Origin of the sequence: Prauserella muralis, from assembly GCF_003202285.1 — a bacterium.
In the GTDB taxonomy this organism is placed as follows: Bacteria; Actinomycetota; Actinomycetes; order Mycobacteriales; family Pseudonocardiaceae; genus Prauserella_B; species Prauserella_B muralis.
Window position 1 is genome coordinate 674,157 of the sequence record NZ_MASW01000007.1, and the last position, 14,117, is coordinate 688,273.

Sequence of the window (14,117 nt, forward strand, 5' to 3'; positions counted from 1 at the left end):
GTGTTCGACCATGTCCCCGGTGTTCCCGGTCGGCTCACGACCCGGCGCCGGTGAGGATCGGCCGCAGGAACTGCCCGGTGTAGCTCTCCTCCACCTCGGCGACCTGCTCGGGCGTGCCCTCGGCGACGACGAGGCCGCCACCGGAGCCGCCCTCCGGTCCCATGTCGATGATCCAGTCGGACGTCTTGATGACGTCGAGGTTGTGCTCGATGACGATCACCGTGTTGCCCTTGTCCACCAGGCCGTTGATGACTCCGAGCAGCTTGCGGATGTCCTCGAAGTGCAGGCCGGTGGTGGGCTCGTCGAGCACGTACACGGTCTTGCCGGTGGAGCGCTTCTGCAGCTCGCTGGCCAGCTTGACGCGCTGGGCCTCGCCGCCGGACAGCGTCGGCGCCGGCTGGCCCAGCCGCACGTAGCCAAGGCCGACGTCCACCAGCGTCTGCAGGTGCCGGTGGATCGCCTTGATCGGTTCGAAGAACTCGGCGGCCTCCTCGATCGGCATGTCCAGCACGTCGGAGACCGTCTTGCCCTTGTAGTGGACCTCCAACGTCTCCCGGTTGTACCGTGCGCCCTTGCACACCTCGCACGGCACGTAGACATCGGGCAGGAAGTTCATTTCGATCTTGATGGTGCCGTCGCCCGCACACGCCTCGCAGCGCCCGCCCTTGACGTTGAACGAGAACCGGCCCTGCTGGTAGCCGCGGACCTTCGCCTCCGTGGTGGCGGCGAACAGCTTGCGCACGTGGTCCCACACGCCCGTGTAGGTCGCCGGGTTGGACCGCGGGGTGCGGCCGATGGGCGACTGGTCGACGCGCACGAGCTTGTCGACGTGGTCCAGTCCGCGCACGCGGGTGTGCCTGCCCGGCACCTGCCGCGCGTTGTTGAGCTTGTTCGCCAGCACCGTGGCGAGGATGTCGTTGACGAGGGTCGACTTGCCGGACCCCGACACACCGGTGATCGAGATCAGGCAGCCCAGCGGGAACGACACGTCGATGCCGCGCAGGTTGTGCTCGCGTGCGCCCACCACGGTGAGCTGGCGCTTCTTGTCCACCGGGCGGCGGATCGGCGGGATGTCGATGACGCGACGGCCGGACAGGTAGTCGCCGGTCATCGACTCCTTGTTGCGCAGCAGCTTCTTGTAGGGTCCACTGTGGACGATCCTGCCGCCGTGCTCCCCCGCGCCGGGGCCGATGTCGACCACCCAGTCGCTGGAGCGGATGGTGTCCTCGTCGTGCTCCACGACGATGAGGGTGTTGCCGAGGTTGCGCAGCCTGCTGAGCGTCTCGATCAGCCGGTGGTTGTCGCGCTGGTGCAGGCCGATCGAGGGCTCGTCCAGCACGTACAGCACGCCGACGAGTCCGGAGCCGATCTGCGTCGCCAGCCGGATTCGCTGCGCCTCGCCACCGGAGAGGGTGCCCGCCGCGCGGTCGAGCGACAGGTAGTCCAGCCCGACGTCGAGCAGGAAGTGCAGCCGGGCCTGGATCTCCTTGAGCACCGCGCCGGCGATCATGGTCTCGCGCTTGCCGAGCACGAGGCCGTCGAGGAACTCCGAGGCCTCGGCCACCGACAGCGCGCACACCTCGGCGATCGAGCGCTGGCCGTGCTCGCCGTGCTCGAGGGTGACCGCGAGGATCTCCGGCTTGAGCCGCGTGCCCTGGCAGGCCGGGCACGGCACCTCGCGCATGTAGCCCTCGTAGCGCTCGCGGGCGTAGTCGGACTCGGTCTGCTCGTGCCGCCGCTCCAGGAACGGGATGACGCCCTCGAAGTTGGCGTAGTAGGAGCGCTGCCTGCCGTAGCGGTTGCGGTAGCGGACGTGCACCTGCTCGTCGACGCCGTGCAGCACCGCTTTCTGCGCCTTCGCGGGCAGCTTGCGCCACGGCGCGTCCATCCGGAAGCCGATGGTCTCGGACAGTGACTCCAGCAGCCGCAGGAAGTAGTCGGCGCTCTGCCCGCCCGCCCACGGGGCGATGGCGCCCTCGGCCAGCGACAGCTCGTCGTCGGGCACGACCAGCTCGGGGTCGACCTCCTTGCGCACGCCGATGCCGGTGCACTCGGGGCACGCGCCGTACGGTGAGTTGAAGGAAAAGGAGCGCGGCTCCAGGTCCTCGATCGCGAGCGGGTGACCGTTGGGGCAGGCCAGGTTCTCCGAGAAGCCGCGCATCCGGTGGGGGTCGTTCTCGGGCAGGTCCACGAACTCGAGCTCGACCAGGCCGTCGGCAAGGCGCAGCGCCGTCTCCACCGAGTCGGTGAGCCGCTGCTTGGCGCTGGCCTTGACGGTGAGCCGGTCGATGACGACCCCGATGTCGTGCTTCTCCTGCTTCTTCAGCTTCGGCGGGTCGGTCAGCGCGTGCACCACGCCGTCGACGCGGGCGCGCGCGTAGCCCTGCTGCTGCAGGTTCGAGAACAGGTCGACGTACTCGCCCTTGCGGCCACGCACCACCGGCGCCAGGACCTGGAACCGGGTGCCCTGCTCCATGTCGAGGACCTGGTCGACGATCTGCTGGGGCGTCTGCTTGCTGATCGGCTCGCCGCACTGCGGGCAGTGCGGCTTGCCCGCACGGGCGTAGAGCAGGCGCAGGTAGTCGTAGACCTCGGTGATGGTGCCGACCGTCGAGCGCGGGTTGCGCGAGGTGGACTTCTGGTCGATCGAGACCGCGGGCGAGAGCCCCTCGATGAAGTCGACGTCGGGCTTGTCCATCTGGCCGAGGAACTGGCGCGCGTACGCGGACAGCGATTCGACGTAGCGCCGCTGGCCCTCGGCGAAGATCGTGTCGAACGCCAGGCTGGACTTGCCGGAGCCGGACAACCCGGTGAACACGATCATGCTGTCTCGCGGCAGGTCGAGGTCGACGCCGCGCAGGTTGTGCTCGCGGGCGCCGCGGACTACAAGGCGATCAGCCACCCGAAGGTCCCTTCACTGGTCTGTGGAGTGCCGACGACAGTGCTCAGTCCTCGGCCGCCACCATGCTAGGTCGCACCACCGACAGAAACCGGTGGCTCGAGGCCCGGCCGGGGCGCCTTGGTCCGGTCGGCGCGCGGGCCGGTGAGCACACGGTACGCCGGTCGCTCGACAAGGACCGTCACCAGCCAGCCCAACAGGACCGCGAAGGCGACGACCACCGTCAAGCGTAACCACCACGGCGAGACGCCTGCCTCGGAGAGGACCCTCGCGACCATGTAGCCCAGCGCCTGGTGCACCAGGTAGACACCGAAGCCGATCCCGGCCAGCCACGAGATCGGGCGGCGCAGCGCGCCCAGACCGGGTACGTCCCAGTCGGGGCCCCGCGCCGCGAGACACATCAGCGCGAGCATGATCGTGAAACCGATCACGGAGGCCACCGTGGGCGGGCTCGTCCGCAGCGCGTGCAGCGCCACCGTGGCCAGCAGCATGCCCAGCAGGTGGCCGCTGGTGAGCCGGCCCCGCTGCCACAGCCAGATGGCGAGGCCGACGGCGAACAGGTGGGCGTAGAACAGGCCACTGGCCGTCGGCAGGTGACCCAGCACCAGGCTCAGAACGGGTGAGACGGCGGACACACCGAGCACGGTCCACAGCGCCGTCTGCGGGCGCACCCGCCGCTGCCATCCGGCGCGCCACAGCAGGGCGGCGGCCGTGAACGCCAGCACCTGCACCGGCATGGTCCACCAGGAGCCGTCGATGCGGTGGTAGACGTCGGGGTTCCACAGGTGCAGCAGCGTGGCGTGCAGGGCAAGGTCGGCCAGGTCCGGCACGTGCCACGGCGGCAGCGTCCCCGGGGCGGCGACGTCGGGACGGACCGGGTCGAGGAACAGCAGGCCGAGCACACCGGGCTGGTGCCGCCAGCCGTTGAACCCGACGACCACACAGCGGGCAACGACGTAGACGAGCAGCAACGCGGCCAGGTAGGCGGGCAGCAGCCGGGCCAGGCGGGCGCGCAGCCAGCGCCCCGGGCTGCCGCGGCGGAGGGTCGGGCCGATGAAGTAGCCGGACAGCACGAGCAGCGTGACCGTGCCGAAGCCGACGTTCACCGAGAACGGGTACGCCTCGATGCCGGGTACCCGTGCGGCCACGCCGGTGACGTGACCGGTGACGACGAACAGCAGCGCGACCACGCGGATGACGTCCCAGCTCAGGCGCCGCGACGACGTCGGCCCCGTGCGGGCTGACGATGCGCTCACCCGATGTCCCCCGGTGTCGGTTTTGTGCGGCTTGGTGTGGTCGCCGCACCCTAGCGAAAGGCCCGGGCACACCCTCGAACGGGCAACGCCGACCTACTACGGTGGGCCGGGTGAACGTCGTTGAGGAGTACACCGGTCACGTCGAGCCGGGAGGGGACGCCACGCGGCGCACCCTCGACGCGCTGACCATCACCAAGCTCTCGGTCGGCCCCATGGACAACAACGCCTACCTGCTGGTCTGCCGGGCCACCAACGAGGCGCTGCTGATCGACGCGGCGAACGACTCGGAGCGGATCTCGGACCTGATCGGGCACGGCCCGGACCGTCCCGCGCTGCGCACGATCGTGACGACCCACCAGCATCCGGACCACTGGCAGGCGCTGGGCGCGGTGGCGGGAGCGAACGGCTCCTACACCGCCGCGCACCCCGCCGACGCCGAGCCGCTGCCGGTGCCGCCCGACTACTTCCTCGAACACGGCGACACGATCGCCGTCGGCGACTGCACGCTGGAGGTCATTCACCTGCGCGGGCACACGCCGGGCTCGATCGCGCTGCTCTACCGGGACCCGGGTGGCCACCCGCACCTGTTCACCGGTGACTCGCTGTTCCCCGGCGGGGTCGGCAAGACCAACTCGCCGGAGGACTTCGCCTCGCTGATCGACGACGTCGAGCAGCGGGTGTTCGGCGAACTGCCGGACGAGACGTGGTTCTACCCCGGCCACGGCGACGACTCGACGCTCGGCGCCGAGCGTCCGAAGGTACCGGAGTGGCGCGAGCGCGGCTGGTGAGCTGCGCGCGGGAGCCCGGCCAGCGAGGAACCCGGTCAGCAGTCCCCGTCGCCGCACCAGCTCGACTCGGCTTCGTCGGTCTTCGCGACGTGCACCGTGGCCTCGTCGGACGTGCTGATCCGGGTTCCGGGCGCGCGATCCTGTGCCACGATCACCCAGTTGGTGGGGTTCGCCACGAAGGCGTGGCCGTCAGCAGGCAACGGCACGACATTGGTGAGGCCGAGGCCGTCCATGGCCTCCATGGCCAGCATGAGGTTCTGCCCCTCCACAGCAGGCATCGCGACGATGCGGTGTTCCTCTCGGGCAGCGGGTACCGGGTGCGCGGCCGGGGCGGAAAACGCGGCTGTGCGACACGCCGCGTAGCCGTGTCGATGTGCCGACGCCCCAGCTATCGCCCGACGGCGCGTGAGGTTACCGCCGTGCTGCTCGGGCTGTCGCGCTGCCGGAATGGCCGCAGTGCCTCGCAGTGGACAAAACGTGCACGCTTTTCACGACACGCGCATGTTTTGTCACTCATTCGATAATTGCTTCACTCTATCGTGCAGCCTCATGCGCTATCGGGTGTTCCGCCCGCCGTACTGCTATCGCTGGGGCGTGCTGATTCTGTCGGTGGTCACGGTGACCACGTTCGGCGTCTCCGCGTGGCGTTCCCCTGCCGAGAGCACACCGGCCCCTCAGCCCGTCGGCAACGCCGCCACGGTGCGCGAGACTCCCGCGCGCAACACCGGCGAGGCGGTGCGTGACACCGCCCGCGACGGCCGGTTCGTCGCGCTGACCTTCGACGACGGCCCCGATCCCCGCTACACGCCGCGCGTGCTCGACCTGCTCGCCAAGCACGACGCTGTCGCCACGTTCTGCATGGTCGGCACCGAGGCCCGCCGGCATCCCGAGCTGGTCCGCGCCGTCGTCTCCGCGGGGATGCGCCTGTGCGACCACACGGTCACCCACGACCAGCGGCTCCGCACCCGCGGCGAGCGGCGGATCACCGCGGAGATCGTCGGCGGCTGGACCGACCTGGTGCTCGCGACCGGCGACGACGCGCCCATCGACTACTTTCGCGCGCCGGGCGGGAACTTCTCGCCCAGACTGAACGCCGTGGCGGCGCGCCACGGGATGCGGCCGCTCGGCTGGACGGTCGACACACGGGACTGGACGTTGCCCGGCGCCGGCCGCATCGTCGAAACGGTGCAGCAGTCGGTGGAACCGGGCTCGGTCATCCTGTTGCACGACGGCGGCGGGCGGCGCGACCAGACCATCGAGGCGCTCACCCGGCTGCTGCCGTGGCTCGCCGAGCAGGGCTACGGCTTCGGCTTTCCCGGCTGAGCTTGCTAGGGTCGCCGCGTGGGGCAGGATTCCGGGATCGTCGAGATCTACACCGACGGCGCGTGCAGCGGGAATCCGGGTCCGGGCGGCTGGGGCGCACTGCTGCGCTATGGCAGGCACGAGCGCGAGCTGTACGGCAGCGAACCGGCCACCACCACGAACAACCGGATGGAGCTGATGGCTCCCATCCGGGCGCTGGAGACGCTGACCCGGCCCTCGATCGTCCGGCTCTACACCGACAGCAGCTACGTCCGTAACGGCATCACCAGCTGGCTCGCTCGCTGGAAAGGCAACGGGTGGCTGACCGCGGGACGCGAACCGGTGAAGAACGCCGACCTGTGGCAGCGGCTCGAGTCCGCCGTCGGCGGACACCAGGTGGAGTGGCACTGGGTCAAGGGCCACGCCGGGCATCCCGACAACGAACGCGCCGACCGGCTCGCCGTGCGGGGCGCGCAGGAGGCCGCGGGCAAGGCTGCCGCCGTCGGCGCGGCGGGCGCCTGAGTCTCGCAACGCGGGACTCGCGCGACTGAACGCAGAACTCGCGGGCGTGAACGCAGAACTCGCGGGCCGGAGCGCAGGACTCGCGGGCATGAACGCAGGACTCGCGCAGCGTGGGCACTTCCCCACTTTCGGCGGGTTGCCGTCAACCCTCCACCTCGCCAGCCTGGCTTCATGGGGACGACACGCCGGATGCTCGCCGCCGCCGCGGCACTGCTGCTTCTCGCAGGCGCCGCCACGCCCGCGGGAGCGCAGCCGCCCGACCGCGTGCTGTACGAGGTGCGGGGCACCGACAGCGCGCAACGCGACACCATCGCGAGGTCGGGTGCCGACGTGCTGGGCGTGCGCGACGGCACGGTGACCGTCGTGGCGAGTCCCGCGCAGGCACGCGAGCTGCGCGCCGGCGGTCTGCCTCTCTCCGAGATCGGCGACGTGGACGCGCTGCTGGCCGAACGCGGCGCGGGCAAGCGGACAGCGGGCGACTTCCCCGCCGGCGACGAGGGCTACCACACCTACGCCGAGCTGTCCGAGGAACTGAGCGCCGCCGCACGCGAGCACCCCGGCATCACCCGGCTGTCCAGCGTGGGCACCTCGGCCCAGGGACGCGCGCTGCACCTGCTGAAGATCAGCGACAACGCGGGCACCGACGAGGCCGAGCCGGAGGTGCTGTTCACCTGCAACCAGCACGCGCGCGAGCACCTCACCACCGAGATGTGCCTGCACATCGTGCAGCGCTTCACCGAGGGCTACGGCAGCGACCCGGCCGTCACGAACTTCGTCGACACACGCGAGATCCTCGTGATCCCGAGCGTCAACCCGGACGGCGCGGAGTACGACATCGCCGGGGGCGAGTACCGGGGCTGGCGCAAGAACCGGCAGGGCGCGGGCACGGATCTGAACCGCAACTGGGACTACCGGTGGGGTTGCTGCGGCGGATCGAGCGGCAACCCGGCCTCGGACACCTACCGCGGGCCGTCGCCGTTCTCCGCGCCGGAGACCCGCGCGGTCGCCGGCTTCGTCGACTCCCGTGTCGTCGACGGCACGCAGCAGATCACCGCGCACATCGACTTCCATACGTACTCGGAGCTGGTGCTGTGGCCCTTCGGCTACACCCACGACGACACGGCCGAGGGCATGACGGCCGAGGAAGCCCAGCGCTTCGCCGAGGTCGGCAGGAAGATGGCGGCCAGCAACGGCTACACCCCCCAGCAGTCGAGCGACCTCTACGTCACCGACGGCACGGTGAACGACTGGATGTGGGGCAAGCACAAGATCCTGAGCTTCACCTTCGAGATGTACCCGCGCGGCGCGGGCGGCCTCGACGGTTTCTACCCACCCGACGAGCAGATCGCGCCGCAGACGGCCCGCAACGACGAGGCCGTCGACATCCTGCTCGCCGAGGCGGGTGCGTAAGCCCTGCCGCCCGTCATGCCGTCTTGCCCTGGTCGTTGCTGAGCCACTTCTCGGGCCGCATGCGCACCAGGATCGAGCTGTCACCGAGGGCACTGTCGACGTAGGCGACGGCGTCGTCCTCCGGAAGGTAGCGGCGCGCGATGGTCAGCGCCTGCTCCCGGGACGGCGGCTCGGTATCCACGGCGGCGGGCCCTTCCGCGGTGACGTACTTGTACGGCAGCTGCTCGGACTGCGCCAGCAGGGAGAACCGGCCCGCCTTGCGGATGCACCTGTCCTTGACCGTGTCGCGTTCCATCCAGATCAGCACCTCGCCGCCGGTGTAGTCGTACCAGACCGGCACGGCCAGCGGCGCCCGGCCGTCCCGCTCGACGGCGAGCACACCGATGTGCACTCCGGACAGGAAGGACTCACGTTCCTCGGCGGTCATGACGAACGACGACATCGGCCGGTTCTCCCTCGCTCGGTGTGGCTGCTATCAGCTCCCAACACCGGCCCCGGCGCGGAGATTCCGCGCGTAGTCGGCCCGCAACCGCTCGGTGCGCTCGGCGGGCCACGGGCACCGCACGTCGCCGTGCAGCGCGGCGAACAACAGCTCCAGGTGCGTCTGCCATGCGGCGAGCAGCGTGGCCCGCACCTCCGCCAACCGGTGCGGCACGGTCTGCGTGACCACCAGCCGGGTGCCGACCGGTTCCTGTTCCCGCAGTTCGACGCGCACCCGGCCGGCCTGCTCACCGTCGTGGCGCCACCCGTACTCGGCGATCCGCCGCGGTTCGACGGCGATCACCTCACCGGGCTCGACGTAGCCGTGGGTGAACCGCACGGGCGCGGGCTCACCGATCGCGGGCTCGTCCCCCTCGGCCAGTGCCGCCCACACCGTGTCCCTGTCCTGCACGAGGTCGCGCTCGAACCGGAGCAGGAAGCCGTCGCCGGTGTCCCGGACCTCGCCCCGGCCGAGGCCGAACGCCTCGACGTAGCGTTCGGCGCGCTCGAGGAACCACCGCTGATCCGGCTCCGGCGCCCAGTGCCCGTCCAGGCGCGCCGCGAGGGCGGCGAGGCAGGCGTCCCATCCGGGTGCCTGCCGGGCGGCGGACGGCCGGTCGCCTGCGGTGGTGGCCCCGTCGAGGGTGTGGCTGAACAGCAGCCGGCTGCCCTCGCCGTCGGGAACAACCTCGAAGCGCAGCGTCGAGCCTGCCCAGCGGAACTCGAAGACGCGAGGCGGGTCGAACTCCGTCACCGTGCCCTCGGAATAGTCCACAGTGGAGTCAGTGCTCTCGCCGAAGCCGAACTCCAGCGTGGCTCCCTGCGCGGGCCGCCCGCTGACGGCAGCGGGAAACCAGTGCGCCAGCTCGGCGGGTTCGGTGACGGCACGCCACACCTTCTCCGGCGGATGCGCGAGCCTGCGCTCGAACCGCAGCACCGGCCGTCCATCCACTGTGTCCAGTGATCCGAGTGGCTCGCCGCTCACGCGATCGCCTCCAGCACCGCGGGCAGGGCGTCGAGGCAGCGGTTCCAGCCGATCTCGACCTGCGCCGCCCAGTCGCCGGGAACGAACGAGTGCGTGAACACCAGCACGCAGCCCTCGCCGTCCGGTGCCAGCTCGAAGCGCGCGTCGTGCTCGCCGGTCTCCGGGTCGTACTCGCGGAACGCGAAGTGCTTCGGCGGGTTGACCTCCGTGACCTCGCCCCGGAACTCGGTGCCCTCCTCGTCGCGGAAGCGGATGGCGCCGCCGGCCCGCAGATCCAGGTCGACGACCTGCATCGGGTACCACGCGCTCAGGTGCGCGGGCTCGGTCAGGGCGCGCCACACCTTCTCGGGAGGGTGCGCCAGGTGGCGTTCGAAGCGCAGGGTCTCGGTCATCGCTCGGCCTTCCGTGCGGGGTCGTCGGGCATCGTGTCCAGGTGCCGTTCGAGGGCGTCGAGCCGGTCCTCCCAGAACCGGCGGTACGGCGCGAGCCAGGCGTCGATCTCCAGCAGCGGTTCCGGCCGCAACCGGTACCAGCGGCGCTGGGCGTCGTGCCGCACGTCGACCAGCCCGGCGTCTCTGAGCACCCTCAGATGCTTCGAGACGGCGGGCTGGGCCAGTGTGAGCCGGTCGACGAGATCCCCGACCACGCGTTCCCCGTCACGCAGGAGATCGAGGATCTCCCTTCTGCGGGGCTCCGCGAGCACCTCGAACGTAGTTGCCATGCCCGGAATATATCCAGACAGGCATATACGGCGCAAGAGCAAGGGCCCCGCCCGTGCAGGCGGGGCCCCTGCCCGGCTGTCAGCGGGGCTCGTCCTCCAGCGGGGGCTGCACCTCCGCCGTGCCCGGCCCGTGGTCGGGCAGCCGGGAGCCCGCCGCCATCTCGCGGTGCAGCCGCAGGAACTCCAGGTGCCGCTCGTACTGGTCGAGCACGTCGCCGATGAGCTGGTCGGTGTGGTAGCCGAGCACGTCGTAGCCCTGGCTGCCCTCGCTGAGGTGCACCTCGATCCGCACGTACTTGTCGTGCTCGGCCACCGAGCGCATCGCGTACACCGGGGTCGGCTTCTCGCTCGGCAGCAGCCGGTAGGTGAACTCCTCCTCCGCGCCCATCGGCACCCGCAGCTCCAGCATCGGAATGCCGGTCGCCTCGTCGGCGGCCTCGGAGCACGCCGCGTCGACGCCCTTGGCGCGCAGCTCCTCGGCGACCGCGGTCAGCGCGGGCCTGCCCACCTCGTCGACGAAGCGGTTCGCGGCGCGCCTGCCCGGATAGCTGACCACGCGGGCCAGCCGCTGCCGCCAGTTCCGCTCGGCGCCGTGCCCGTGGAGCGTCGTGCGTTCCGACAGCGAGTACGGCAGCGTGGCCTGCAGGGCGTCCTGGCGGAAACGCTCCACGCGGAGCGCCTTGTACAGGCCCCACATGATCATGAACATCACGAACGAGAACGGCAGGCCCATGACGATCGTCGCGTTGGTCAGCGCCTCGACGCCGCCGACGAGGAGCATGGCCAGCGTCAGCAGACCGGTCACCGCCGCCCAGAAGATCCGCAGCCACGGCGTCGCGTCGGTGATGGGCGTCGGCAGCCGCGAGCTCAGGTTGCCCATCACCAGCGCGCCCGAGTCGGCCGAGGTGACGTAGAGCAGCAGGCCGACGATGGTGGCGAGTCCTGCGCTGAACGTGACACCGGGGTACTGGGCGAGCAACGAGTAGAAGCCCTGCTCCGGCACGTTCATGGCGCTCTCGCCGAACTGCTGGTTGCCCGACCGCACGACACTCAGCGCGCTGTTGCCGAAGATCGACAGGAAGGTCAGCGTGAACAGGAACGGGATGACCAGTGTCGCCGCCACGAACTGCCGGATGGTGCGCCCGCGCGAGATGCGCGCGAGGAACATGCCGACGAACGGCGCCCACGCGATCCACCACGCCCAGAAGAACAGCGTCCACGCGTTGAGCCAGTCGGTCGGCTGGTCGTAGGCGAACGTGTTCAGTGTCATGCCGGGAAAGCGCGCCACGTAGTCGCCGATGTTGAGGATCAGCGCGTTCAGCAGCCGGATCGGGTCCTCGGCGATGAACACGTAGATCATCAGCACGATCGCGAGCACCACGTTGAGCTGCGACAGCCGCCGGATGCCCCGGTCGACGCCCGCCACCGCCGAGACGGTGGTCATGAACACGGCGAGCACGATCAGCCCGATCTGCGCCGGGACGCCCTCCGGCAGGTCGAACAGGAAGTTGAGGCCGTAGTTGAGCTGGACGACGCCGATGCCCAGCGAGACGGAGATGCCGAAGACCGTGCCGAGAACGGCGGCGAGGTCCACGGCGTCGCCGATGCGCCCGTGGATGCGCTTGCCGATGATCGGGTACAGCGCGGAGCGGATCGCCAGCGGCAGCCGGTACCGGAACGCGAAGTAGCCCAGCACCATGCCCATCAGGGCGTACATGCCCCAGCCGGTGATGCCGTAGTGGAACAGCGTCCACACGATCGCCTGCCGCGCCGCCTCGACCGTCTCCGCGGAACCCTCCGGCGGCGCCAGGTACTGGGCGACCGGCTCCGACACCGAGAAGAACATCAGGTCGATGCCGATGCCCGCCGCGAACAGCATGGACGCCCAGGCGAACAGCCCGTAGTCCGGCTTGGAATGCTGCGGGCCCAGCTTGACGGTGCCGTAGCGGGACACCGCGACGAACACCACGAAGACCAGAAACAGCGTCGCGGCGAGGAAGTAGTACCAGCCGAAGCCGTTCGAGATCCAGCCCACGACGGTGCCGATCGTGTCCGAGGCACCCGTCGGTGTGATGATCGCCCAGATCGACAGGGCGAGGATCAACGCGGACGATCCAAAGAAGACGACCGGCTTGAGCCGGCGGCCGTCGTCGCCCGATTCTGTCGTCCCGTTGCCGGGAACGCCGCCGCCGGAAGTCACCGTGTCGCCACTGTCGCCGGTCGTTGACACGCCGATCACCTCTCCTGGTCACGGTTTGGACAGCCTGCTGGTGTCCGATGCACCGGGGCTATATGGTGCCATCTGTCCGCCGCGAGCGGGCGACACACCTGTCACCGGCACCGCACGGCAGCCGGTGAGTCCTTTGTGGAGCCGCTTCGTGGCTCAGTCGCGCCATCGCACGTGCAGGCGGCCGGCCGCGACCAGGTGCACGGCGATGAGCACGGCCAGTGCCTCCGCCGCGAGAAGCCCGATCAGCACGAGCAGCTGGGTCACGCCGGCCTGCACGGGCCCCGCACCGCCGAGCAGGACGCCGACGTAGGCGCCCGGCAGGGTGACCAGACCCACCGTTCGGGTCTGGTCGAGCGGGGGGATCAGCGCGTAACCCGCCGACGGACGGCAGATCTCCAGTGCGGCGTCGCGCTCGCGCAGGCCGAGCGCGAGCGCGGCCTCGTACTCGCCGTAGCGGGTCCGCAACTCGTCGAGCGCGCGCCGCGCCGCCTGCGAGGTGGCCGTCATGGCGCCGCCGATGACGATCCCGGCGATCGGCACCACCGCGATCGGCCGCAGCGGCACCACACCCGCGGCGAGCACCGCCGCCAGCACCGGCGCGACACCGCCCCCGATGGCGAGCCCCGTCCACAGCACGTCGCGGGCGGCCCCGATCCGGCGGGCCGAGGTGGCGGTGGCGACGGCGAACATCAGCAGCACGAACCCCGTGGTCAGCCACCCCGACCGGAGGATGCCCGCGATCACCAGCGACACGGCGGCCAGTTGCACCGCCGCCCGCGCTCCCGCGACGAGCACGGCACGCCAGGAGCCGAGCCCGCCGCGCCCCACCACGGCGGCCGTGAGCAGAAGCAGCAGCACCAGCACGGCGATCAGCGCCGGACCGGTGACGATCGAACCTTCCCGCACGGCAACGATCCTGCCCGCTCCCGCCCGGCCCGGCTCGGCGGGGCGGCGCCGTCCACTGAGGACGCCCTCGCCTGCCGACGAGTCCCGCCGAGCCACGGTGACCCTGGGCACCGAACCCGTACCCACGGTCACCTTCGGCTCGCCACCGGGGCCCGGCGCGACCTCGGGCCTCGGCCCGCTAGTCGATGAGGCCTTCGCTCGCGAGCAGGGCGAGCACCCTGCGCCCCGCGGGAGGGCACTGGTGCGCGTCGGCCGCCGTCAGCCAGGCCAGCTCGGCGATCTCCCGGGCAGGGGCGAGCTCACAGCGATGTCGCGCCGTGTAGGCGGTCATGTGCACCCTGCGCCCGTCGGAGTAGCCGTCGGCGGGCTCGTCGAGCACCGCGAACAGGCTGAAGCTCAGCGGGTCGAGCTCGGCGCCCAGCTCCTCGCGGATCTCCCGGCACAGGGCGGCGACGTCGCTCTCGCCCGGCTCCCGCTTGCCTCCTGGCAGGTAGAACCGGCTCTTGCCCTCGGTGCGCACGGACAGCAACCTGCGGTCGCGCACCAGGACCCAGGCCAGGCTGTCGATCGCGGTCGGCACGGCACTCACGCTAACTGTCGTACCCGCACGGCATCATG

Annotated in this window: 14 protein-coding genes; 4 read left to right on the forward strand and 10 right to left on the reverse strand. The window is 70.7% G+C overall.

From position 1 onward, the window contains the following. Positions 1–34: 34 nt before the first annotated feature. Entirely contained in the window at positions 35–2,902 is a 2,868-nt protein-coding gene (uvrA, locus tag BAY60_RS32835) for an excinuclease ABC subunit UvrA (protein ID WP_112285261.1), read from the reverse strand. Positions 2,903–2,967: 65 nt separating this feature from the next. Beyond that, positions 2,968–4,155, reverse strand: a complete 1,188-nt coding sequence (locus BAY60_RS32840; RefSeq protein ID WP_245992911.1) for an acyltransferase family protein — start codon at positions 4,153–4,155, stop codon at positions 2,968–2,970. A gap of 110 nt (positions 4,156–4,265) precedes the next feature. Here BAY60_RS32840 and BAY60_RS32845 point away from each other — a divergent pair, with 110 nt between their 5' ends. Beyond that, positions 4,266–4,943 (forward strand): MBL fold metallo-hydrolase, encoded by a 678-nt coding sequence (locus BAY60_RS32845; protein ID WP_112285262.1) that lies wholly within the window; start codon positions 4,266–4,268, stop codon positions 4,941–4,943. Positions 4,944–4,978: 35 nt separating this feature from the next. Here BAY60_RS32845 and BAY60_RS32850 read toward each other — a convergent pair whose 3' ends face one another. Then, positions 4,979–5,221, reverse strand: coding sequence for a hypothetical protein (locus BAY60_RS32850; protein WP_146771121.1), 243 nt, complete (start codon positions 5,219–5,221; stop codon positions 4,979–4,981). A gap of 271 nt (positions 5,222–5,492) precedes the next feature. Here BAY60_RS32850 and BAY60_RS32855 point away from each other — a divergent pair, with 271 nt between their 5' ends. The 3 genes from BAY60_RS32855 (at position 5,493) to BAY60_RS32865 (ending at position 8,177) form a co-directional block, all read left to right on the forward strand. Next, the gene (locus BAY60_RS32855) at positions 5,493–6,266 is read left to right on the forward strand and encodes a polysaccharide deacetylase family protein (RefSeq protein WP_112285264.1); all 774 of its coding nucleotides are present in this window, start codon (positions 5,493–5,495) and stop codon (positions 6,264–6,266) included. An 18-nt stretch (positions 6,267–6,284) separates the two neighbouring features. Next, complete coding sequence (gene rnhA / locus BAY60_RS32860) at positions 6,285–6,767, forward strand: ribonuclease HI (protein WP_170160635.1); 483 nt, start codon at positions 6,285–6,287, stop codon at positions 6,765–6,767. A 171-nt stretch (positions 6,768–6,938) separates the two neighbouring features. Beyond that, on the forward strand, positions 6,939–8,177 hold the full coding sequence (locus tag BAY60_RS32865) for a M14 family metallopeptidase (protein WP_112285265.1): 1,239 nt from the start codon (positions 6,939–6,941) through the stop codon (positions 8,175–8,177). Positions 8,178–8,190: 13 nt separating this feature from the next. Here the strand turns inward: BAY60_RS32865 and BAY60_RS32870 are convergent, their stop codons facing one another. The 7 genes from BAY60_RS32870 to BAY60_RS32900 all read right to left on the reverse strand — a co-directional run bounded on the left by BAY60_RS32870 (position 8,191) and on the right by BAY60_RS32900 (position 14,079). Next, on the reverse strand, positions 8,191–8,619 hold the full coding sequence (locus BAY60_RS32870) for a pyridoxamine 5'-phosphate oxidase family protein (protein WP_112285266.1): 429 nt from the start codon (positions 8,617–8,619) through the stop codon (positions 8,191–8,193). Positions 8,620–8,652: 33 nt separating this feature from the next. Further along, a complete protein-coding gene (locus tag BAY60_RS32875; protein ID WP_245992912.1) occupies positions 8,653–9,642 on the reverse strand; it encodes an SRPBCC domain-containing protein in 990 nt (329 codons plus the stop codon). Continuing rightward, complete coding sequence (locus BAY60_RS32880; protein WP_112285268.1) at positions 9,639–10,034, reverse strand: SRPBCC family protein; 396 nt, start codon at positions 10,032–10,034, stop codon at positions 9,639–9,641. Before BAY60_RS32880 ends, BAY60_RS32875 begins: the two co-directional genes overlap by 4 nt. Further along, positions 10,031–10,363, reverse strand: coding sequence for an ArsR/SmtB family transcription factor (locus BAY60_RS32885; RefSeq protein ID WP_112285269.1), 333 nt, complete (start codon positions 10,361–10,363; stop codon positions 10,031–10,033). Before BAY60_RS32885 ends, BAY60_RS32880 begins: the two co-directional genes overlap by 4 nt. 79 nt (positions 10,364–10,442) lie before the next feature. Beyond that, a complete protein-coding gene (betT, locus tag BAY60_RS32890; protein WP_425466498.1) occupies positions 10,443–12,593 on the reverse strand; it encodes a choline BCCT transporter BetT in 2,151 nt (716 codons plus the stop codon). Positions 12,594–12,746: 153 nt separating this feature from the next. After that, the gene (locus tag BAY60_RS32895) at positions 12,747–13,499 is read right to left on the reverse strand and encodes an ABC transporter permease (protein WP_112285270.1); all 753 of its coding nucleotides are present in this window, start codon (positions 13,497–13,499) and stop codon (positions 12,747–12,749) included. Positions 13,500–13,677: 178 nt separating this feature from the next. Next, positions 13,678–14,079 carry an NUDIX hydrolase gene (locus tag BAY60_RS32900; RefSeq protein WP_112285626.1) on the reverse strand — a complete coding sequence of 134 codons (402 nt, stop codon included), beginning with the start codon at positions 14,077–14,079 and terminating at the stop codon, positions 13,678–13,680. Between the last annotated feature and the right edge of the window lie 38 nt (positions 14,080–14,117).